A 22,735-nucleotide genomic window follows, 5' to 3' on the forward strand; every position below is an offset into this window, starting at 1 on the left:
ATGCTAAAATAAATAATCAGGGATAACAGACAATGATAGACTTCGAATAGATAAATCGTCCTAGAAAAGTTTGAAAAACGAGGAAGGAGCACATACATGTTTGCAAAGGATATCGGAATTGATTTGGGTACCGCGAATGTACTGATCCACGTAAAAGGCCAGGGAATTGTGCTGAATGAGCCATCTGTTGTGGCGATTGAGAAAACAGCCAACAAAGTGCTCGCGGTCGGGGAGGAAGCGCGCCGCATGGTTGGCAGGACACCAGGCAATATAGTCGCCATCCGCCCGTTGAAAGACGGTGTCATTGCCGATTTTGACGTAACAGAAACAATGCTGCGGTATTTTATTAACAAGCTGAATGTAAAGGGATTCTTATCGAAACCGCGCATTTTGATTTGCTGCCCAACGAATATTACGAGCGTGGAGCAGAAAGCGATCCGCGAGGCAGCAGAAAAAAGCGGCGGGAAAAATGTTTACTTGGAAGAAGAACCGAAAGTGGCGGCCATCGGTGCAGGCATGGACATTTTCCAGCCGAGCGGGAACATGGTGGTTGATATCGGCGGCGGCACGACGGATATTGCGGTACTATCGATGGGGGACATCGTGACAAGCTCGTCCATCAAAATGGCCGGTGACAAATTTGACAATGAAATTCTGCAGTATATAAAACGGGAGTACAAACTGCTGATCGGCGAACGGACGGCGGAGAATATCAAGATGAATATCGGCACGGTATTTCCGGGCGCCCGCAATGAAGAAATGGACATCCGGGGCAGGGATATGGTTTCCGGCTTGCCGCGGACGATTACGATTAAATCTGCTGAAATTGAAAAAGCGCTGCGTGAATCCGTATCCATCATTGTCCACGCCACGAAAAACGTTTTGGAGAAAACGCCTCCTGAACTGTCAGCCGACATCATTGATCGTGGTGTCATTTTAACAGGCGGTGGGGCCCTTTTGCACGGTATTGACCAATTGCTTGCCGAAGAAATTAAAGTACCGGTCCTTGTTGCCGAAAATCCGATGAGTTCTGTAGCGATCGGAACAGGCGTCATGCTTGAAAATATCGATAAAATTTCAAAAAGAAAACTCGTTTAATCAAACGTTTGATGAATGCTCCAGCGAGGTGAATGGCAATGTTACGGGGTTTGTATACAGCGGCTTCCGGGATGATCGCCCAGCAGCGGAAAACGGATTTGCTCGCCAATAATTTATCCAACGCAGATACGCCGGGATATAAAACGGACCAGTCATCGATCCGCTCTTTCCCGAAAATGCTGCTCAGTTATATGGATAAAAACGGGACAACAGGCGAAGTGGTGAAATCGGTCGGGTCACTTGCGACCGGTGTTTACATGCAGGAAACACTGCCGCTTTTTAAACAGGGCGACCTTGAAGAAACAGGCAACCGGACCGATTTGGCCATATTCGATCAAGCTTCACCGGAGGGGAGCCTGTTCTTCCGCATCGATGATGGCAACGGCCATGAAGTCTATACGCGGAACGGGAATTTCACGGTAAACCCGGAAGGCTATTTAACGACCGCTTCCGGCCATTATGTGCTGGATGAAAACGGGGGACGGATTCGGACAGGGGGAACCGATTTTTCCGTCGATGCGGCTGGCGCGGTAACGGAGAACGGGCGCTATGCAGGTACGATTGGCCTTGCTTACGCCCAAAATCCGGCACAGCTTGAGAAAACAGGCGACGGTTTATATACGCTCGCGAATAACGGGGCGCTGCCGGCTGCAGGCCAAAATGGCTTTCAAATCAAGCAGGGCTTCCTGGAATCTTCCAATGTCGATGAGACAAAAACAATGACAGATATGATGAGTGCTTACCGCTCTTTTGAAGCCAATCAAAAAGTACTGCAGGCTTATGATGCAAGCCTCGGCAAAGCCGTAAACGACGTAGGAAAAGTATAACGGAGAATGGTAGGGTGAAATAGCGCCATGAATCAATCCATGCTGACAGCAACGAACACGCTCAGGCAGTTGCAGGACAAAATCGATACCATCAGCCATAATGTTGCCAATGTGGATACAAACGGCTATAAAAGCAAACAGGCGAGCTTTACCGATCTGCTCGTCCAGCAAATCAACAACCAGCCGGATACATCCAAAGAAACAGGCAGAAAAACGCCGTACGGCATCCGGACCGGCACGGGGGCAAAACTGGCACAAGCGGTCATTTCCCCATCGCAGGGGGCACTTGAACATACCGGACGCGCCCTTGATATGGCCTTTACAAAAGAAAACCAGTATTTAAAAGTGCTTGCCCGGGCAAATGGCAGTGATGAAGTGGCATTTACGCGCAATGGCGCATTGGAAGTGTCCCCGCTCGGAAACAATAGAAGTGTGCTCACTGATGCGAACGGGAACCCTGTCCTGGATGAGCATAACGCGATGATTACATTTCGGGGCAATGTAGCAGATTACGCGATCAGGCCAAACGGGACCTTGCAGGTGGCATACAGTGATGGCACGCGGGAAAGCTTTAACCTCGGCGTTGTCCAAATGCGCAATCCGCAAGTGCTGGAACAGGTCGGGAACAACTTGCTGAGACTGCCGCAAAACGTTAATGCGGCAAATGTGTACACAGATTTGACAGGTGCAACCCGCAGCCAGATTTCTATGCAGCAGGGCGTGCTTGAAAAATCGAATGTCGACCTTTCCACTGAAATAACGGAGCTAACGAAAACAGAACGGTTGTATCAGTTCCAGTCAAAGACGATTACATTGTCCGACCAGATGATGGGCCTTGTAAATAACATCCGTTCCTGATGATTCGTTTTTTACGGAAAACAGCTGTCTTGCACTTTAAGGCGGATCCCGGGGAAGGCAGCTGTTTGGATCCTGCCCCCGCCTTGTTCGCTCCCGGATTGAAACTGAAAATGGAGGATTTTTGCCAATGTTGGATTTGCAACAAATTAAAGACATTCTCCCGCATCGTTATCCTTTTTTATTGATTGATCGTATTCTTGAAGTGGAAGAAGGAAAACGTGCGGTTGGAATCAAAAATGTATCTGGAAATGAACCCTTTTTTGCCGGCCACTTCCCGTCCTATCCGGTCATGCCGGGTGTATTGATTGTGGAGGCGCTCGCACAAGTGGGCGCTGTCGCCATGTTAAAAAAGGAAGAAAACCGCGGGAAACTTGCGCTTTTTGCAGGGATTGACAAATGCCGGTTTAAACGCCAGGTGAAACCGGGAGACCAGCTTCATCTCGAAGTGGAAATCATCCGCTTGAAAGGGCCGGTCGGAAAAGGCAAAGCGGTTGCCACCGTCGACGGGGAGCTTGCCTGTGAAGCGGAAATCATGTTTGCGCTTGAAAAATAAAGACGGGGCACCAGGCCGCTTTTTCCCGAAAAAAAATCAGCCGGATGTCCAGCTGACAAAAAAGAAAAGGGGATAAGAAGAGGATCGGTATTGATAACAAACACATTCTCTCTGATGGGGCAAAATAGGAGAAACATTTAGGAACTGGTAAATGGAAAAAAGTTAGGAAAGGAAAACTCTTACGTTACTTCAGGTGTGGCACGAGTGCGGGCATTTTGCGGCTCTCTTCCTCTATCCGTTTTACTTCCTGCATCAAAAGTGCAAGCTGCCGGTTCAGCATGCCCTGCTTGACGATCATATCCGCTAAGACCCGCTCAAGTGCATCCAACCGTTTTGCTGCATCTTCCATTGCATGCTACCCTCCCTGACCGGTTTTTTGCAGCGGCTTGTTTTCCGGCCGTTTGCTTAAAAATTGGACTGTGTCGGCAATGACTTCGGTGACATAAACCCTTTTTCCTTCTTTATTATCATAATGGCGGGTCTGAATCCGACCGGTAATGCCGAGCATGGAACCTTTTGCGCAATATTTGCTTGTGTTTTCTGCGATTTTATTCCAAAGGGTACATTGGACAAAATCGGTTAACGTTTCGCCAAATTGGTTCCGGTAATGGCGGTTTAAGGCAAGCGTAACATTTAACACCGGTTTTCCATCTGCCGTGTAGTGAAGATCCGGATCTTTTGTAAGCCTTCCAACTAATGTGACCTGGTTAATCAACTGTGCCACCCCCTTCCTGCATTTATCTTACCGGCTTTCCATTTTCGTGTAAAATCGTCATTTTTCAAAAATCGCCCCCTTTTTTCGGGCAAAAATCAATTTTTCACGCGTGATTTTTACAAATTTCGGCGACAAAAAAGGGATATGGTATAATTTAAAATTTTTTTCGTATGGAGATGGGCATTGTCGGCCGGCAAAAACATGGCAGTCACCGGTCTTTTGAGACGAGGGGAGAAACTTGGCGTGATCGGTGATCGTAGGTTGGATGTATGTTATAATTTTTACAAACGAATAGGGAGGAAAGGGATGAAAACATTTAAGATCCTGTCACTTACCATTTTGAATGACGGCGAACGGGTGTCGATTCCGTTGATTGACGGGTTGATTCTGAACAAGGAAGACGGAAGGGGCACCTGGCTGATTGAAGCGTACACGGAGCGCAAGTATTTGCCGTTTTTTGCGGAAAGAGAAAAGCAGCAGACGGAGCTTGATACCGAAGTCGTGATCACTTACGAGAACAATGATCCGGCACCGCTTTCGACCCGGGTTAGGGGAATAAGAGAATTTGACGGGACGATCAGCGTTCTGCTCGAAGGGAAAATGCGCTCGAGACGGATCGCGTATGCGGAAAAACTGCTCGAGGAGCTGGTCCGCGAAGGGTATGAAGGCGAGCAATTAATTGAGGCATTTAAAGAAAGATTAAACGGAAAAGGCCGCTCTGCGTCATAAAACAGAGCGGCTTTACGTGTATTTTTCAGCACTATTTTTTCTTTTTTAATGGAATGACTTCCTTATGGACTTTGTTATTTTCTTCCCAATAGATAATGACTTTTGGATGTTCTCCTTTTTTCGGCGCATCTGTATACTCCACAAATCCGGTGTCCGGTGACACTCTTTCTTTCACTTCCGTTTTGTCTCCAACTTCCATTTTACCACCGATCCAATATTGCGATTTCAAGACATACACTTTCTTTTTTTCTTTTTTGGAGCCATTCCAAATGAAATCTCCAGAATAGTTAACATCCTCATATTTCTCTCCGTTATACGATAATACAGCAGTCCATTTGCCGCTCTTACTGTGGCCCACCCATTTTGGATAGCTGGGCTTTTCCTTTTCATAAACAACCACACCAACTATGATTCCAATAACAACAACGGCAGCAATGATACCAATAATAGCCCAAGACTTTTTCATGGTTACGTCCCCTCCTTTTCATAGATAATAATAAATATTCAAAAAATAACGGAAGGGGAGGAGGCATAAAGTGGTACTCCTCTCCCTTTAACTTTGCAGCAAAACCAAATGTTTCAATTCGTCATCGGACAGCTCAGTTACCCAGTTGTCACTTTGGATAATTTCGTCGTTCAGTGCCTGTTTTTTTTCAAGCATGGCGTCAATCTTTTCTTCAAGTGTGCCGGTCGCAATCAATTTATGGACATGGACAAACCGCTGCTGTCCGATGCGATGCGCCCTGTCTGTTGCCTGGTTTTCAACAGCCGGGTTCCACCAGCGGTCATAATGAATGACATGATTGGCCGCTGTTAAGTTCAAGCCCGTTCCCCCGGCTTTTAAGCTCAGGAGAAAAACAGGGAACGCCTTGTTTTGAAAATCACGGATCAACTGGTCGCGTTTTGCTTTCGGCATGCTTCCGTTTAAAAACGGAACGTCAAGACCGAACAGCTCCTTCATCATTTGCCGAATCATCTGGCCCATCCCGATATACTGGGTGAAAATCAGGCATGATTCTCCCGTATTCAAAATGGCTTCTGTCAGCGTGGCCAGTTTTTCCAATTTAAATGACCGTTCCAAAAGGTGCGCCGGTTTTTCTTCTTTCAGAAACAGGGCAGGATGGTTGCACAGCTGCTTCAGCCGGTTCAGCATCTGCAAAATCAGCGCTCTTCTGCCAAGCCCGCTCAGCTGGTCGATCCCCTTAAAAGCATTTTGCACCGTTTCTTCATACAGAGCCGCCTGCTCCGCCGTCAGCGGGCAATATTCTTTTTGCTCCAGCTTTTCGGGCAGATTCAGTTCCACATCCGGATCTTTTTTCGTCCGGCGTAGCAAAAACGGCTGAATGAGGCGCTTAAGCTCGCGGATTTTTTCTTTCGATCCATCCTTTTCGATCGGGGCGATGAACCGTTTTTGGAACTGCCTGAACGTGCCCAAATAGCCTTTATTGGTAAAATCAAAGATCGCCCACAGTTCTGAGAGCCGGTTTTCCATCGGGGTGCCGGTCAAAGCAATATAGTGCCTGCCCTTTAGTTTCCGGATCGCCCGCGACTGTTTCGTCTCCGCATTTTTAATGTTTTGCGCTTCATCAAGGGCGATCGTGCTCCATTCCACAGCTGACAATGCCTCGAAATCAAGGTTGGCAATCCCGTAGCTCGTCAGTACAACATCGGCATGTTGATAGTAATCCCCCAGTTTTTCTTTTTCCCGGTTCGGTCCGTAATGGAGGGCGACATTTAAGCTGTTTCCAAATTTTTCGATTTCCCGCTGCCAGTTGCCGAGGACAGATGTCGGACAGATGATAAGCGCCGGTTTTTCCGGCTGTTTCGTATATTTCACATGGAGAAGGTAAGCGATCAGCTGCACGGTTTTCCCAAGCCCCATATCGTCTGCCAGTACGGCGCCAAACCCGCAATCACGCAAAAAGGCAAGCCAGTTTAAGCCGAGCTGCTGGTACGGCCGCAAATCGCCCTGAAATCCGGGCGGGATCGGGACGGATGGCATTTCGGTCAGATTGGAAAGCTTTCGGATAAACTTTTTTAATGACTGGTTCAGTTCAATTTGAATCCGGGCGAGCGCCTGCACATCCTCTGTTTCTTCTTCATCCGTTTCCTCTTCGGATTCGGAAGTTTGTGCGAGCAGATCCTGAAGATGGAGCCCCTCTTTTTTGGCTTTTTCCATAAGCGCCTGCAGCGATCGAATCATCTTCGGATCAAGTGTGATCCACTCGTCTCCCGCTTTCACAAAGCGGCGCCCCTTGTTGATCAGATTTTGGAACGCTTCTTCGCTCATTTCTGCCCCATTTAAGGAAATCCGCCAGTCAAATTCGAGCACCGTATTAAGATTAAAAAAAGACCGGTAGCTTGTGTTTTTTTTCAGTTTAGCTTTCAGCCGCATATTGGCGTTTTTAACGGATGACCACCAGGACGGCAGCATAATTTCGACACCGAGCGGGAGAAGCTTTTCGCTGGCGTGAACGAAGAATGCCCATGCTTGGTTTTCTTCGAGTTCATTGCGCAGCTGCCCGTTTTCATCATGAAGCCAAGGGAACAATTTTCCCCATCTTGCCTGTTCGAGCCGGATCTCTTCTTCAAATGGCTGCCATTTTTTATACAGCTTTTGCCGAGGGTAGACGAGCAGCCGTTCCGGTTTATCACGGTCGCGCAACACGGTCTCAAGCTTCCAGTACCCCCCATCCGTGTCAGGTTCAAAAAGGCGGATCCCAATTGTAAAGGGGAGGGACGCTTCGCCCGCCCATAGTTGAAAGCGTCGCTTGTCAAAATAGGAGGTGAGTTCCTGGTTTGTAAAGCCTGATTTTTTCAGCTCCATGAATTGCCGCTTCAATTGCGGCCGGCTGGCGATAAAAGAACGGGCCGCTTCTCCGTACCATTCGGAGAGCACGCGCGACAAAGGTTTTTCATCCAGCTCCCGGTCCCAAAATGACGGGTTGAACTCGTGGATGACGGTATCAGGCAGCTCTATCGCCCATGCTTCTTCTTCCGGAAGTGCAGCCGCTGTCGCAAGCCAGCCGCCGCTTAAAACGGCATCAAGCAGCACGGGAGCCACAGCAAGATAAATTTGCCCGCGTTCATCCCAATCCCATCGCAACATCGAACTGAAACCTTCTTTTCCGAGCAGGGACAAAAGCGTAAAGCTGTCGGCCAAAATCCCGCTGCGGTTTCCGAAACGCGTGTACGGTATGAAGGCGCCATAAAAACTTTCTTCATGCCACATCAACAAAGACGGCGCCCAGTAGGAAGGATCGGCTTCGTTTCCGGCCCGGTCTTCGGCATATAAGAAATAACGCCCGCCCGGATCCGGTTGTATATTGATTTTTACATCATATTCCATCTGCATCGGTCAAATTTCCCCTCCTGCATTCTTCCTGAAAAGCGCGCATCCGTTTTGTCCGTTCCTTGATTTCGTCAAAGAATGCGTACCACCTTTCCTCTTCATGGCGTTTCCGGTAAATGGCTTTTAATTTTTTCAAATAGCGGACGGCTTTTTGATAGGACTTCCGGTTTTTTTCCCCGATACAGATGCCGACCGCCCGGTGGTAAAGAGGGAGGAGGACTTCAGGTGCTTGCTTTGCAACCCGTTCGAGTTTTTCTTTTGCCATATCCTCGGGTGTATTGCCGATCAGTGTCTGGAGTTCCGCCCACTCCCTGTATCTTGCGGATAAAAATAAAATATCCCCGTATTTCGGGGCGCTGACAGGCAAAAAGGCGCGGTACAGTTTTTCCAGTAATTTCAGCTGCTGGGCGGAGAGCGCCTGTTCATTGATGGAGCGGAAAAACATTCGCATATAGGCAGCCTTGTCATAGTCATCCCCGCATGTTTCCAAAAGGCGCGGGATCATCGGCACGGCGGCGGAAATATAGCGGGACAGCCTCTCATCTGCTTTCAGTTCCAAAAACCAGTACGGCATATATACGGCTGTATGGGCGCCGCTTGCAGCCAGCTGCCCGAGAAAAAACAGCGCGGTGTCGTCATTCCCGAGCAAAAAGGCGAGATGTATAAAGCAGAGCACCTTCAGAGTGGAGAGGTTTTCACCGGCGTCAATGCTGTTTAAAATTTCCTTTCTTAAACGCGCCTCTTCCTCTTTCCGCCAATTTTCTTTCTTGAGCAGGCGCGACCAGAGCATCCGGTAAAAATCAACGGTTTCCAGTTCATAGATGGATGCACTGTCCGCCAGCTCGCGGGTGTTCTCGCGAAAATAAGCAATAAACGGATCAAAAGCAAACGGGAGCGCTGCGGACGACAGCCGGTTTGCCGCCTCTTCCGCTTCGCCGGCCAAAAACTGCATGAGAGCCGCGGACGAAAAAAAGCCATTTTTCAAACAAACCGTGTGAAGGTATTTAAACAATTCATAGGCAGCGGCCAGTCTGTAAAGCGGTTCCCATTCCCGTTCGACCGGCAAAAAAAGGGTGAGCCGGCGGTAAACTTCCCTTGCCGAGAGATCGAGAAGAAATTCATCCTTCACATTGATCTCTTCAAACGCGGTATGGAAATCATCCAGCCACATGCTGATGGTTTGCCCGGTTGTTTCCGGCTTTTTTTTCTCCAGCAAATCGCTTGCCCGCTTCACGGATTGCAGGATGTCCCCGTCCGTACTGCGGCGCTTCCACTCGCGGACCCAGTCGAATACACTGTTTGCTTCACTGTAGGCAGAGAAAAACAAAGCCATCAGGTGGCGGCAAAAACCGTCATGGGGGCAGGCACAGTCAAAATTCAACGGGTCAAGCAGGTCCAGCTCGCAATCCACCGGTGTCACATCCTGGACTTTCCCGCGCAAAAACCGCCCCGAAACCCGTTTGGCATGGACGAGATGCTGGCGGTACAACAGCAGCCCTTTTTGCACCAGTTTCTGGTGGGATTCGCGCTCCGGCTGCAACCGGTTCTGAAGTTTTGTGGCATAATCGTTCAGTAAGGCGGCCATAGGGCGACACACTTCCTTGGAAAAATATGTAAAACGAAAAGCAGACAGGCTGCTTCGGTTTGTGGCAAGTGATAATTCAACTATTTAGCATAATACACATTTCTGTTGATGTCCAGTGCGGAAAAGAGGGCAGCCGCAACCGGTCTATTTGTTCTTCTCGCAGACTTATGAAAGGAAATCAAACAATTTTGATGAAAACCCTTATATTTTTTTAATTTTTTTGCTATATTAAGAGTAAGACAAGAAAATTTTCATAAAACTTTAAGAAATGCCGTGTAAAATCCTATATAGATGGGAATACATATACAGATAAGGAAACAGTACGGAAATCCATGATAGATGAGGTGGTCGTATGAAAAAAAACCATGATCATTTAATAAAGATGATATCGGCTTTTTCGGAAATGGGAATTAAAACCTCTTTTACGAAATCCCGGCTGGAATTGTTCGAAGTGCTGGAAGGGAGAAAGTTGCAACCGGTTTACAAAAAACATTAATTCCTGTTTTGCGGAGCGGAAAAACGCGGGCGACCAAGCGATCGTCCGCGTTTTTTTGGTTTTGGCTTGCACCGAGGCAGGTTTTTGCTGCCTTCCATTACTCAAAAGCTTTTAACATTTCAGGATGTCCGGATTCATTTTGAAGCATGGACACGGGTTCCTGTTTTGCAGTTTGAACCGCCGGCCGTGCCGCTTTCTTTTTCACCTCGATATAGCGGATATGCATATCTTCCATTTCACTGATCGTAAAGGTGTAATCCCCGAATTCAACCGTGTCGCCCTGCTTCGCCTCGATCTTTTTGGTTAAAATCCAGCCGCCGAGGGTATCAATGTCTTCATCGGAAATTTGTGTGCCGAGCAGGTCATTCACTTCACTGATCAGTACTTTCGAGTCGATAATAAAGTGACCGTCCTTGACTTTCCGGATCAGCGGCACCTCATCCATGTCAAATTCGTCACGGATTTCACCGACGATTTCCTCCAAAATATCCTCGACCGTCACAATGCCGCTCGTGCCGCCGTATTCATCAAGCAAGACGGCCATGTGAATGCGCTCTTTTTGCATCATGACGAGCAGCTCATTAATCGGAATCGTGTCGATCACGCGGATAATCGGCCGGACATACGCTTCCAGTGACGAAGGGGGAGCCTGTTTTTTCAGTACATCGGTTAAGACTTCCTTTAAATTGATGATCCCGATAATATGGTCCTTATCTCCGTCAATGACAGGGTAGCGGGTAAACCGTTCTTCCTGCACGAGGTCCATGAACGTCCGGAGGGAATCACCTTTGGAAAGGGAGACAATCTCGGTTCTTGGCACCATAATTTCTTTCGCAATCCGGTTATCAAACTCAAAAATTTTATTTACATATTTAAACTCTGATTGATTGATTTCACCATTTTTATAGCTTTCAGACAGGATAAACCGCAATTCCTCTTCCGTATGGGCGACGTCATGCCGGGATGCGGATTCCATCCCAACCATTTTTGTAATCAGGCCGGCAGAACTGTTCAATAGCCAAATAAACGGGTACATCAGCCTGTGGAACAAAATTAACGGCTTTGCTGCAAGAAACACAATGGTTTCCGCTTTTTGAATCGCAACTGTTTTTGGTGCAAGTTCTCCTGCCACAACATGCACAAAGGTAATGACAGCAAAGGCAAGGATGACGGAGAAAACGGCGCCAAAAGACTCCGGAAGATGCAACAGCCCGAACACGGGGGCGAGAAGATGCGATACGGTTTCTTCTCCGATCCATCCGATCAGAAGCGAAATGATGGTGATGCCCAATTGGCAGGTCGATAAATACTCATCAAGATTTGTGATGATGTTTTTTACCGAAATCGCTTTTTTGTTTCCTTCTTCGATGAGTTGGTCAATCCGGGAACTTCTAATCTTTACGATTGCAAACTCTGAAGCTACAAAAAAAGCGGAAAGTGCGATTAATATAAAAATCAGCACCAATTTAAATATGTCCAAATAAGTTTCCCTGCTCCGAATAGAGACGGGGCAGGAGTCACCTCCTGTATTTTTACAAAATTGAATGATTCTATTCCCGATTTTAGTGCCAAACCACTTCCCTGTTTAAAATGGAGGAAAGGGACTGGACGAGTGCCAGGCTGTCTCCCGATAATTGATTGCGCAATGTTTCTTTTTGCGCTTCCGGCAGTTTTTCCAGATTCGGTGTTATATCCTTCAGTTCCGTATTGAGCTGTTTTAGCTGTTCGGAGAAGAGGTTCAATTGCTGGATTAAGGCATGTGCATTCAATATGCCGTTCCTTCTGCATTCCAGTTTGGCCCGGATCGCCTTCAGCGGAAGATGCATTTTTTTGCATTCTTCTATAAACTGCAGTTCGTTTACGGCGTTTTCGTCATAAATCCGGTAATTTGCACCGGTACGTTGTGGTTTTAACAGCCCGAGCCGGGTGTAGTAATCAATGGTCCGTTTTGAAACATTGGCAATGGATGCTAATTCCCCGATGCGGTACAAAGCCCCATTGGAATCACCCCAATCTCTGAAAAAGCACACTTATATTACGACTATTATAAAACATAAATACCATACAGTCAAACGTATCGGTTAGAAATAAAATGTAATTAGGAAAATTCAATTTATTCAAAAGCAGGAAAAACCAGGTTGCGCAGCCCCCGTTAGGAGGAAGCTGCTTCCTGTTTTTTTGATACTTCCACATACAGGACGTGCGAACCTTCCATATCTTTTACTTTAAAGTCATACGATTGGAACGGCACGGAATCGCCCTTTTTTAAATCGTATTTCTGTGTCAACAGCCATCCGCCGATCGTATCCACATCATCATCGGGAATTTCGATCGCAAGGAGGTCATTTACATCTTCAATCAGCACTTTGGCGTCCAAAATATAATGCGCATCCCCGATCTTTTGGATAAGCGGGATTTCATCCGTATCAAACTCGTCCCGGATTTCACCAACGATTTCCTCTAAAATGTCCTCGACTGTAATAATGCCGGCAGTCCCGCCATATTCATCCAGTAAAACGGCCATATGGGTGTTGTCCTTTTGCATGCGAGCAAGAACACCCTGAATCGGTACCGTTTCAATGACATGGATAATCGGATTAATATACGGTTCAATCGTCGCATCATCCCTGAGATCCGGGTTTGAAACACAATCCGTCAGCACTTCTTTCATGTTGAGCACGCCGATGACATTGTCCTTGTCCCCGTCTGTAACCGGGTAGCGTGTATATTTTTCAGATTGTGCCAGCCGGATGAGATCGGCAATCCGGTCACTCTTGTCGACCGTGACTACTTCTGTGCGGGGAACCATAATTTCTTTTGCGATCCGGTTATCGAATTCAAATATATTGTTGACATATTTATATTCGGACTGGTTAATTTCACCGCTTTTTAAGCTTTCCGACAGGATAATCCGCAGTTCTTCCTCCGAATGGGTGATTTCATTGTCCGATTGCATGTCGTAACCGAGCGCTTTTGTCACAAGCCGCGAAGACTTGTTCAGCGTCCACGTAAAGGGATACATGATTTTGTTGATGAAAATCAGCGGTTTGGCGACGAGCAGCACAATATTTTCTGCTGTCTGGATAGCAATATTTTTCGGTGCAAGCTCCCCAACCACGACGCTGAAAAAGGTGATGATGAGAAAAGAAAGAATAAAGGTCACCACGTGGATGAGTGTACCGGGAACATGGAGTTTGATTAAAAGCGGATTAAAAATCACCCTTAATGTCGGCTCGCCCAGCCACCCAAGAACAAGAGAAATCACGGTGATGCCCAGCTGTGTTGTCGACAGATAGCTGTCCAGGCTGGAGATTACTTTTTTGGCGGAAGCGGCTTTTTTGTTGCCTTCCGCAATGAGCTGGTCAATTCTCGATGTTCGCACCCTTACGAGAGAAAATTCCGAGGCGACAAAAAACGCATTGGCCCCGATTAATAAGACAATAATAAGCAATTTGATCGTCAGCATGGTTTGTCCTGCCAAGAGATGCAAAAACGAATCGTTTTACATGGCCCCTGATTCGGCAAGACATGCACCTCCTTAAGAGACTCTTCCTGTATACTGTTCCCGAAAAACAGGAGAAAAAACGGGGCTTGCCCGGGAACAAGAAAGTAATTCGTCGTTTTCTGTATATTCCTATCCATATTTTGAATCATTTCAATCAGAACTGCAAGCACAAGGCGCATCTTCTCCCGGTAAAAATGATCATACTGGTTTAGGGGGTATATGGTTTTGCATTTAGTGGAAATACATTATAATCATCAGTGAGGATAAAGGATGCACGATTTTCAGATAGGAATGAAATAAAAATCCAATTTTTTTGCCAAATTTGTTAAAATAAAATTATGAGAACTGGCAGGTTTTAGTCCATAACATGTTCTGCACAATCGGGGGTAATCGTTTGAAAAACCATGGTGGCAACAGGGAGCTCATATATGTTCACGCGAATGAAGTGAATCACTATGTTTTATTGCACGGCATCTGTTTTTATGAATTTTACCATGCTTTTCCCAATTTGACGAATCTCCTTCTTCTCCGTCATCAATTTGAGGCAGGCACTGTAAATTTACATACGCTGTTTGAATATGCGGATGAGGAAACGATCGGGCGCCTGCTAGAAGAAGACATTTACAGCTACGGGGATTTTTGCTGGGTGGATTTTGAGGATGAGGAAGGGCTCGATCTGCTGGAGGGGTATGAAATTGCGGAACTGCTGTATCTGAGCCATATGAAACATCATTTGCGGATGCCTTTTTACCGGAAATTAAATAACCATTTCGTCTATTTATCGCAGGATGACGGCTACTACAGCAAAATTTATTTCCGTTCTTTCCGTGATTTTTATGCGATGCTTGGCTATGTGGTTGCCGAGCGGATCAACAGGATCAAAGGAGAGAAACCGTTTCTGTTCGGGCGGAAAAAGCGGAAAGCATTGCCCGCTATCCCGGTGGAGGTGCTGTTGCCGCTTTCGGAGAAGATGAAGGAAGGGATGGTTATTTCGATGGAATATGCCGTGCAGACCCGGGTGCAAATTGAAATCCCGTTTTGGACGATCGGCGATTTTCATGATATGGATGAAATGCACGAAGAATATGCCGCCATCTCCGGCACGCCAATCGATGGAAAAATGGTCTATGACCGCAGGATGCAGGAATGGAAAATTTTAATTCATTAGACGTCCATGCTGCAGTGAAAAGTAGCTGGCGCGTTTTACGATAGAAAAGCGGGGAAGGAAGCCACCCCGCTTTTCATGATGCAAAATCCTCTTCAACGTCAGGGCCGATCCCCCGCATTTCAATGGTATCGGGTCCTGTTTTATTTTTAAAATGGATAGCGGCGGAAAACCTTTTTAGTAAAACCATCTTTAGGGCTGCAGACGACGGCGTTTTTTAACGGGCACCATCTTTCAAGTCGCAAAGCGCAACGGGAAACAGCCCCCTGTTAAAAAAATCCTGAACAAATCGTGTTACACAAATGCCCGTTTTGCCATACAATAGGGAAGAAACTGAACAAATCAAAATGGCAAATTTGGCGCACACCGGGTGTGTAAAATGTTAAAATAGGAATATCCTGTTCGTATGATGGAGGATGACAATGAAAAAGAAAATCTGTTTGCTTTACGGCGGGAAATCCGCTGAACACGAAGTATCCCTGCAAACCGCCAAAGCTGTAATACAGGCCTTGGATCACGAAAAATACGATATTTACCCCATCTTCATTACAACGGAAGGGGACTGGATAAAAGGGCCGCTTTTAACCGGACCTGTTGAAACCGTGAAACAGCTTGAGTTCCGTGACGGAAAGAAAATGGCCCCCAATGCGCTGTCAACCACTGTATCGGGTGAAAAAGGCGGCTATGACGTCATTTTTCCGCTGCTGCACGGGCCAAACGGGGAAGACGGCACCGTACAGGGCATGCTTGAACTGTTAAACCTGCCGTATGTCGGAAACGGCGTGCTTGCCTCTTCAGCCGGAATGGATAAAGTAATTATGAAAAACCTGTTTGCACAAGCCGGGCTCGACCAAGTGAAATATGTTTCTTTTATCCGGAGTGAATGGGAAAATGCGCCCGAAACCTGTTTTCAACAAGTGGAAGAAAAGACCGGCTACCCTTGTTTCGTCAAACCGGCGAATCTCGGTTCAAGCGTCGGGATCAGTAAGTGTAAAAACCGCACGGAGTTGGAAGCAGCATTTAAGGAAGCCTTTCAGTACGACCGGAAAATCATTGTCGAAGAAGGCGTCACGGCCAGGGAAATTGAACTTGGCGTGATTGGGAATGACGATCCGCAATGTTCCGTTGCCGGCGAAATTGTCGCGAAAAAAGATTTTTACGATTATAAAGCGAAATACGAAGACGGGGAAACGGCGTTAATCATTCCGGCCGAAATTTCCGAAACGGTATATAAAAAGCTAACCGAAGCTGCGATTACGGCATTTAAAGCACTCGACTGCTCGGGGCTGGTGCGCGCTGACTTTTTTGTGACAGAAGACGAACGGGTGATCATCAATGAAATCAATACGATGCCCGGATTTACGCCATTCAGCATGTTTCCGCTTCTGTGGAAAGAGGCGGGGCTGGATTACCCGCAGCTGATCGAAAGGCTGATTGAACTTGCCCTGGAGCGGCATGCTGAAAAACAGCGGATTAAATATACTTTGTAACGGGGTTTGGAACCATTCTGAATGGTTCCCGTTCTGAATTTTAAGCGGACGAGATACTTTCCAAATCTTAGTTTGGAACCATTCTGAATGGTTCCCGTTCTGTTTTCAAGGAGGAAAAGAGCGAAAATGATCAGACGGACGATCCGGGAAATGACCGGAATGATCCATGTGGAAAACGGGGAAGAACTGCAGCGCAACGAAACGCTTGTACAAGGTGTATGCATTGATTCGCGCAAAATCGAAAAAGGGAATCTGTATGTGCCGCTTACTGGCAGACATGCGGACGGCCATCAATATGTGGAAGACGCGTTCCGCAGAGGCGCAGCTGCATCCCTCTGGCAAAAAGATGTGCCAAACCCGCCGGCGAACGTGCCGCTTCTTATCGTGGAAGACACAGAGAAGAGCTTGCAAGAACTGTCAAAAAGCTACCGGAACGCCTTGCGGGCAAAAGTTGTCGGCATTACCGGCAGCAACGGCAAAACGACAACAAAAGATATGGTCGCCTCCGTCCTTTCCGAAAAATTTAAAGTGCAAAAAACGGAAGGCAATTTTAACAACCACCAGGGCGTTCCGTTAACGCTTTTGTCCCTTGATGAAGACACGGAAATCGCCGTGGTGGAAATGGGCATGAGTGCAAAAGGGGAAATTTCTTTTCTAACATCGATTGCCCGTCCGGATGTGGCCATTATTACAAATATTGGCGAGGCGCATATTCAAAATCTCGGTTCCCGTGAAGCGATTGCCGATGCAAAACTCGAAATTACAGAAGGCCTTCCGGAAAACGGGCTGCTGATCTATATGGGGGACGAACCGCTTTTGCAGGAACGGGTGCCAAACATTACCGGCATCCGGACAAAGACGTTCGGCAAAGGGCACGGAAATGATCTTTATCCGGTGGGATGGAGACATGAGACAAACGGCAGCGCGTTCCGGACAAATGCTTCGGGGGATATCGGTTTTCATCTGCCTGTCCTTGGCGAATACAATGTTATCAATTCGCTTGCCGCCATTCTTGCCGGCCGCGAGTTTGGCATGCCATTTGAGGAAATCCGCGCAGGCCTAGGGAAAACGAGGCTGAGCGCAATGCGGATGGAAATGGCGGATGGCATCAACGGTTCAAAAATCATCAACGATGCATATAATGCAAGCCCGACGTCGATGCGTGCGGCCATCCGGCTTGTGGAGCAGTTTGAAGGAACGGGCCGGAAAATCCTCGTGCTCGGGGATATGCTTGAACTAGGTGAAAAGGAAGCGGCGTTTCACAGGGAGGTCGGCCGCAGCTTGAACCCTGAAAAAATTGATTTTGTTTTTACATATGGCAAGTTGGGCCGTTTGATCGCGGAAGCTTGCGATTTTCCGGGCAACCGCGTGTTTGCGTTTGAGGACAAGGAGCGGTTGATCGATATGTTGAAAGGAAAAATCGGAGCCGGCGATTTGATTCTGGTCAAAGCCTCAAGAGGCATGCAGCTGGAAGAAGTGGTCAAGGCCATTACGGTTTCCTAAATAGATGATACGTGAAAGACAGCTGCCAGTTTTTTCCGGCGGCTGTCTTTCATTTTTGGCAAAGGATATTTTCCGGCAAGCTTTGTCATGTGGAATGGAGATTGGACGGGTTCAATGTAAGGGAAGCGGTCGGGAACTTGGCTATAGAGCGCGTCTACGTTAAGGAAGCGAGGGAAATGAGATAGTTTCTTAACATAGAGCGCGTCTACGTTAAGGAAGCGATAGAAAATGAGGTGCTTTCTTAATATAGAGCGCGTCTACGTTAAGGAAGCGGAGGAAAATGGGCTTGTTTCTTAACTTAGAGCCCGTCTACGTTAAGGAAGCGGAGGAAAATGAGATAGTTTCTTAACATAGAGCGCGTCTACGTTAAGGAAGCGAGGGAAAATGAGGTGCTTCCTTCACATAGAGCGTGTCTACGTTAAGGAAGCGAGGGAAAATGAGGTGCTTCCTTAACATAGAGCGCGTCTACGTTAAGGAAGCGGAGGAAAATGAGCTTGTTTCTTAACATAGAGCGCGTCCACATTAAGAAACCGAGCCAAAAAGGATCTCTTCCTTCACATAGACCACCTCTAAGTGAAGCAAGCGGGGGAAAAAGCCGGCCTTTCTTCACATAGGCCGCATCTACGTTAAGAAAGCGGTCAGAATTTCGTTCAAAAGTGATCGTAGGGAGGCGTCTGCGATAAGAAGCGGGACAAATTCCAGCCATATCTCCTGCGAAAGAAACGTGCCTAGACTTTCAGCCAAAAATCTACCAAACCAAAGAAACAGCAAAGAGCCCCTCATACGCAGGATAGAGGGCTCTTTGCATAAAAAAGCAACCGGGCAAAGCGGAGGCGTATGGCGGAGCAACCGCCGTACAAACACGCTCTTTGCATCCAAAGGCAATCGGGTGAACATAGCACAAAAATCTATTTTTCCAGATAATAAATTCCTGCTTCATACGGGCGGAACAGCGTGCTGGAGCGCGTATCTTCATAGTTTCCAAGCAGCAGTTTCCAGTTGCCATCCGGTTGATCAAAGCTTACCGTGTTTTCGCTTAAGTTGGCGGCAACGAGCAGTTTTTCCGATTCATTTTCCCTCGTGTACACGTACAAATGCGGATGGTCCGGCATCAGCAGCTCATACCGGCCGTCTGTAAACACATCGTATGAATGCCGCAGCTTAATCAAAGATTGATAGTAATAAAAAATCGAATCAGGCTCTTGAAGCGCTTTTGCCACGTTGATCTCCGAATAGCGGGAATTGACTTTAAGCCACGGTGTTCCGGTTGTAAAGCCGGCATTCAAACTGCCGTCCCACTGCATCGGCGTCCGTGCATTGTCGCGTCCTTTTTTTCGGACAGCTGTTAAAAATTCATCTTTCGACATGATTTGGTTTTCCATCACAAGCTCTTGATAAGCATTCCGGATTTCAATGTCATCATATTCTTCGAGTTCGAGATCGGCGTTCACCATCCCGATTTCTTCCCCTTGATAAATAAAAGGGGTCCCTTTCAGCCCGTGCAAAATGGTGGCAAACGCTTTGGCACATTCTGCCCGGTACGTTGTATCATTGCCCCAGCGCGATACCACCCTCGCCTGGTCATGGTTTTCAAAATAGAGCGCATTCCAGCCGGTATCCGCGAGCTCATATTGCCAGCGGGAAAGGATTTGTTTCAATTCGACCAGGTCAAAAGGCTTCAAAGCCCATTTGCCGGCAGGGCTGCCCGGTTTCGTATCGACATCCATATGTTCAAAATTAAAAATCATATTGAGTTCATGGTGGTCCGGCCCTGTATATTTCCTGGCGATTTCGACATCGGATCCGATGGCTTCCCCGACAGTCATGCAGTCGTATTTTGACAGCACTTCGCGGTTCATTTCCTGGATGAACGCATGGAGGCGCGGCCCGTTTGCATGATACTTGCCAATGCCGTATTTTTGCCCTTCCGGAAGTTCATAATCAGGAAAATCAAGAAACTTGGAAATCGAGCCGATCACATCCATGCGCCAGCCGTCCACCCCTTTATCCATCCAGAACTTCATCATATCGTAAATCTCTTTCCGCACTTTTTCGTTTTCCCAGTTTAAGTCAGGCTGTTTCTTTGAAAAATAGTGCAAATAGTATTGCCCGGTTGTTTCGTCGTACTCCCAGGCGGAACCGGAAAACATCGAGCCCCAGTTGTTCGGAGGGGTGCCGTCCGGTTTCGGGTCTTTCCAAAAATAAAAGTCGCGGTACGGATTATCCTTCGATTTCCGGCTTTCGACAAACCAGGCATGTTCATCGGAGGTATGGTTCACGACAAGATCCATCACGATTTTGATCCCGCGTGCATGGGCTTCGTCAAGCAGGCGGTCCATATCTTCATTTGTCCCGAACATCTTGTCGATCTTGCGGTAGTCACGGATATCGTAGCCATTGTCATCCTGCGGCGAGTCGTACACCGGGCTGATCCAGATGCAGTCGATCCCGAGTGTTTTCAAATAGTCGAGCTTATCCATAATTCCCCGCAAATCGCCGATCCCGTCACCATTTGTATCATAAAAACTGCGCGGGTAAATCTGGTAAACAACGGCTTTTTTCCACCATTCTGTCATGACAGCTCATACTCCTTCGTGTACGTATTTGTTAGATGGATGAATTCCCCATATAACTTCAATTGAAGCGGTTTGCCTTCCAGAAGGGAGACGGCGACTTCTCTTTTGTTCACTTTCACTTCAAGGAGGCGGTGCCGGTAATTGACTTTAAATGCGTATTCATCCCAGTCTTTCGGCAAAAACGGCGCAAACGACAAGGTTTCATGGAAGGTGCGCATGCCGGCAAACCCGTGGACAATGGAGAGCCAGCTTCCGGCCATGGACGTGATGTGCAACCCGTCTTCCGTATCATGGTTATAGTTGTCAAGATCAAGCCGGGACGTGCGTTTATACAGTTCGACCGCTTTGTCTTCTTTCCGGAGCTCAGCCGCCAGAATCGCATGGACGCAAGGGGAGAGGCTCGATTCATGGACGGTGAGCGGTTCGTAAAATTCAAAATGGCGCCGCTTTTCCTCTATTGTAAACTCATCATTGAAGAAATAAAACCCTTGCAGGACGTCTGCCTGCTTAATATAACAGGAGCGGAGGATCCGGTCCCATGACCAGTGCTGGTTGAGCGGCAGGTCTTCTTTCGGGAGGCAGGCGGCCGGTTTGATCGGTTTATCCAGGAATCCGTCCTGCTGCAGAAAAATGCCCAGCTCTTCATCATACGGGAAATACATCCGGCCGATAATATCCTGCCAATGCGCGCGTTCTTCATCCGTAACATTCAGCGCGGCTGCTTTTTCCGCACCGGCAAAATCAAGGGACGCAAGGGTGTATTTAAGCGTCCAGACGGCAATCCGGTTTGTGTACCAGTTGTTGTTGACATTGTTTTCATACTCGTTCGGGCCGGTCACGCCATGGATCATGTATTTTTGCTTCCGCTTGGAAAAATGGACACGGTCGGCGAAAAAGCGGCTGATGCCCACGAGGACATCAATCCCGTACTGGCTGATGTAGGCTTTATCGCCGGTGTAATTGACATAATTGTAAATGGCATAAGCAATGGCGCCGTTCCGGTGAATTTCTTCGAATGTGATTTCCCATTCGTTATGGCATTCGATTCCGGTAAAAGTGACCATCGGGTATAAAGCGCCTTTCAGCCCGAGTTTTTTTGCATTTTCATACGCCTCGGGGAGCTGATGGTAGCGGTAGAGCAGTAAATTTCTTGTGACTTCCGGCGTGGCAACAGCCAGATACATGGGTACGGCATAGGCTTCTGTATCCCAGTACGTCGCGCCGCCGTATTTTTCGCCGGTGAAACCTTTCGGGCCGATGTTTAAGCGCGGATCATCGCCGTAATAGGTCGAAAAAAGCTGAAATAGGTTAAAGCGGATCCCTTGCTGGGCTTCCGGATCGCCGGAAATGCGGACGTCTGCTTTCTCCCACCGTTTATGCCAGGCTGCTGCGTGCTCCTCATACAGCTTTTCGTACCCGTTTTCCAAAGCCTGTTCAAGCAATTCGTAGGCGCGGGGGAGGAGCGCATCCTTTTCATAGTCCCGGCTTGTCGTGACAGAAACCATTTTATCCAGAAGGAGCGACTCGTTTTCGCCGAGCGTTTTTTCATATACATGGCCGGCATAAAGCGTATCCGACTCACAGGAAGCAAGCGTTGCCTCCGTCAGATTGCCCATGGCGGCTGCTACGGTAAAACGGGGAACGCCAAACGGGTTTTCGATTGTTTCCGTGACAACCGCGGCCTTGTCTTCCGTTGCCTCAGACCGGATTTCCGTCCAGAACATTTCATCATAATTGGCGTCTTCGTTTTTGACATTGCCGTCCAGGAAAGGTTTTAATGTGAGTACGGCCGGATTGCCAAGATTGGTGGCACGGATTCGGATCGCGACAATTTCTTTATGGACAATGCTGAAAAAGCGTTCAAATTCAATTTTGACTTTCTTGCCGGACTTTTCGACAAGATAGGAATGGCGCAAGACGGCATTTTTCATATCAAGTTCCAGCTGAAATTGTTCGAGCGGGTCCAGAAACAGGTCAATTTCCTCTTGATCAATCCAGACGCGCAACCCGGCAAGATTGACCGCGTTAATGACTTTTCCGAAATAATCGGGATAGCCGACTTTCCACCAGCCCACCCTTGTTTTATCCGGGTACCAGACCCCTGCAATATATGTGCCCTGGTGATGATCCCCGGAATAAGACTCCTCGAAATTTCCGCGCATTCCCATATAGCCGTTTCCTAAAGAAGTGATGCTTTCCTGAAGCCGGATATGTTCACGGTGGAGCTTCGTTGTTTTTAAAGTCCATTCATCTACATCGAAAAGCCGGTTGTAATACATTAGA

Annotated in this window: 19 protein-coding genes; 9 read left to right on the top strand and 10 right to left on the bottom strand. The window is 47.5% G+C overall.

Going from position 1 to position 22,735, the window contains the following annotated elements; genetic code table 11:
* The first annotated feature begins 96 nt into the window (after positions 1 to 96).
* From P9687_RS07030 to fabZ, 4 genes are all read left to right on the top strand, one after another.
* A complete protein-coding gene (locus tag P9687_RS07030; protein ID WP_014096775.1) occupies positions 97 to 1,098 on the top strand; it encodes a rod shape-determining protein in 1,002 nt (333 codons plus the stop codon).
* Positions 1,099 to 1,136: 38 nt separating this feature from the next.
* On the top strand, positions 1,137 to 1,925 hold the full coding sequence (locus P9687_RS07035; RefSeq protein ID WP_014096776.1) for a flagellar hook-basal body protein: 789 nt from the start codon (positions 1,137 to 1,139) through the stop codon (positions 1,923 to 1,925).
* Positions 1,926 to 1,952: 27 nt separating this feature from the next.
* A complete protein-coding gene (locus P9687_RS07040) occupies positions 1,953 to 2,783 on the top strand; it encodes a flagellar hook-basal body protein (RefSeq protein WP_014096777.1) in 831 nt (276 codons plus the stop codon).
* A 127-nt stretch (positions 2,784 to 2,910) separates the two neighbouring features.
* Positions 2,911 to 3,336, top strand: a complete 426-nt coding sequence (fabZ, locus tag P9687_RS07045) for a 3-hydroxyacyl-ACP dehydratase FabZ (protein ID WP_014096778.1) — start codon at positions 2,911 to 2,913, stop codon at positions 3,334 to 3,336.
* Between the two features lie 184 nt (positions 3,337 to 3,520).
* Here the strand turns inward: fabZ and P9687_RS07050 are convergent, their stop codons facing one another.
* Entirely contained in the window at positions 3,521 to 3,685 is a 165-nt protein-coding gene (locus P9687_RS07050; RefSeq protein WP_013860712.1) for a hypothetical protein, read from the bottom strand.
* Positions 3,686 to 3,691: 6 nt separating this feature from the next.
* On the bottom strand, positions 3,692 to 4,051 hold the full coding sequence (locus P9687_RS07055) for a single-stranded DNA-binding protein (protein WP_014096779.1): 360 nt from the start codon (positions 4,049 to 4,051) through the stop codon (positions 3,692 to 3,694).
* A gap of 306 nt (positions 4,052 to 4,357) precedes the next feature.
* Here P9687_RS07055 and P9687_RS07060 point away from each other — a divergent pair, with 306 nt between their 5' ends.
* Positions 4,358 to 4,780: a YwpF-like family protein gene (locus P9687_RS07060; RefSeq protein WP_014096780.1), complete on the top strand. Its 423-nt coding sequence runs from the start codon at positions 4,358 to 4,360 to the stop codon at positions 4,778 to 4,780.
* Between the two features lie 31 nt (positions 4,781 to 4,811).
* On the opposite strand, the gene P9687_RS07065 is transcribed toward P9687_RS07060, so the two are convergent.
* The 3 genes from P9687_RS07065 to P9687_RS07075 all read right to left on the bottom strand — a co-directional run bounded on the left by P9687_RS07065 (position 4,812) and on the right by P9687_RS07075 (position 9,717).
* Entirely contained in the window at positions 4,812 to 5,246 is a 435-nt protein-coding gene (locus P9687_RS07065) for a DUF4944 domain-containing protein (protein ID WP_014096781.1), read from the bottom strand.
* 87 nt (positions 5,247 to 5,333) lie between these two features.
* Positions 5,334 to 8,135, bottom strand: coding sequence for a DEAD/DEAH box helicase (locus P9687_RS07070; protein WP_017550307.1), 2,802 nt, complete (start codon positions 8,133 to 8,135; stop codon positions 5,334 to 5,336).
* Positions 8,119 to 9,717, bottom strand: a complete 1,599-nt coding sequence (locus P9687_RS07075; RefSeq protein WP_168985767.1) for an SWIM zinc finger family protein — start codon at positions 9,715 to 9,717, stop codon at positions 8,119 to 8,121. Before P9687_RS07075 ends, P9687_RS07070 begins: the two co-directional genes overlap by 17 nt.
* 352 nt (positions 9,718 to 10,069) lie before the next feature.
* On the opposite strand from P9687_RS07075, the gene P9687_RS07080 reads away from it, so the two are divergent.
* Positions 10,070 to 10,213 (top strand): Lmo0850 family protein, encoded by a 144-nt coding sequence (locus P9687_RS07080; protein ID WP_013860706.1) that lies wholly within the window; start codon positions 10,070 to 10,072, stop codon positions 10,211 to 10,213.
* 97 nt (positions 10,214 to 10,310) lie between these two features.
* On the opposite strand, the gene P9687_RS07085 is transcribed toward P9687_RS07080, so the two are convergent.
* The 3 genes from P9687_RS07085 to P9687_RS07095 all read right to left on the bottom strand — a co-directional run bounded on the left by P9687_RS07085 (position 10,311) and on the right by P9687_RS07095 (position 13,679).
* Entirely contained in the window at positions 10,311 to 11,693 is a 1,383-nt protein-coding gene (locus P9687_RS07085; RefSeq protein ID WP_061565052.1) for a hemolysin family protein, read from the bottom strand.
* 82 nt (positions 11,694 to 11,775) lie between these two features.
* Positions 11,776 to 12,204, bottom strand: coding sequence for a MerR family transcriptional regulator (locus P9687_RS07090; RefSeq protein WP_017551150.1), 429 nt, complete (start codon positions 12,202 to 12,204; stop codon positions 11,776 to 11,778).
* A 161-nt stretch (positions 12,205 to 12,365) separates the two neighbouring features.
* On the bottom strand, positions 12,366 to 13,679 hold the full coding sequence (locus tag P9687_RS07095) for a hemolysin family protein (RefSeq protein WP_014096787.1): 1,314 nt from the start codon (positions 13,677 to 13,679) through the stop codon (positions 12,366 to 12,368).
* 433 nt (positions 13,680 to 14,112) lie between these two features.
* On the opposite strand from P9687_RS07095, the gene P9687_RS07100 reads away from it, so the two are divergent.
* The 3 genes from P9687_RS07100 to P9687_RS07110 all read left to right on the top strand — a co-directional run bounded on the left by P9687_RS07100 (position 14,113) and on the right by P9687_RS07110 (position 17,876).
* Positions 14,113 to 14,886: a hypothetical protein gene (locus P9687_RS07100; RefSeq protein WP_014096788.1), complete on the top strand. Its 774-nt coding sequence runs from the start codon at positions 14,113 to 14,115 to the stop codon at positions 14,884 to 14,886.
* A 419-nt stretch (positions 14,887 to 15,305) separates the two neighbouring features.
* Positions 15,306 to 16,373 carry a D-alanine--D-alanine ligase gene (locus tag P9687_RS07105; protein ID WP_061565053.1) on the top strand — a complete coding sequence of 356 codons (1,068 nt, stop codon included), beginning with the start codon at positions 15,306 to 15,308 and terminating at the stop codon, positions 16,371 to 16,373.
* Positions 16,374 to 16,499: 126 nt separating this feature from the next.
* A complete protein-coding gene (locus tag P9687_RS07110) occupies positions 16,500 to 17,876 on the top strand; it encodes a UDP-N-acetylmuramoyl-tripeptide--D-alanyl-D-alanine ligase (RefSeq protein ID WP_061565054.1) in 1,377 nt (458 codons plus the stop codon).
* 908 nt (positions 17,877 to 18,784) lie between these two features.
* On the opposite strand, the gene P9687_RS07115 is transcribed toward P9687_RS07110, so the two are convergent.
* A complete protein-coding gene (locus tag P9687_RS07115) occupies positions 18,785 to 20,452 on the bottom strand; it encodes a glycoside hydrolase family 13 protein (RefSeq protein WP_168985766.1) in 1,668 nt (555 codons plus the stop codon).
* Positions 20,449 to 22,731: a glycoside hydrolase family 65 protein gene (locus P9687_RS07120; RefSeq protein WP_168985765.1), complete on the bottom strand. Its 2,283-nt coding sequence runs from the start codon at positions 22,729 to 22,731 to the stop codon at positions 20,449 to 20,451. Before P9687_RS07120 ends, P9687_RS07115 begins: the two co-directional genes overlap by 4 nt.
* Positions 22,732 to 22,735 lie beyond the last annotated feature (4 nt).

It is taken from the genome of Weizmannia sp. CD-2023 (assembly GCF_036225245.1).
In the GTDB taxonomy this organism is placed as follows: domain Bacteria; phylum Bacillota; class Bacilli; order Bacillales; family Bacillaceae_C; genus Weizmannia; species Weizmannia faecalis.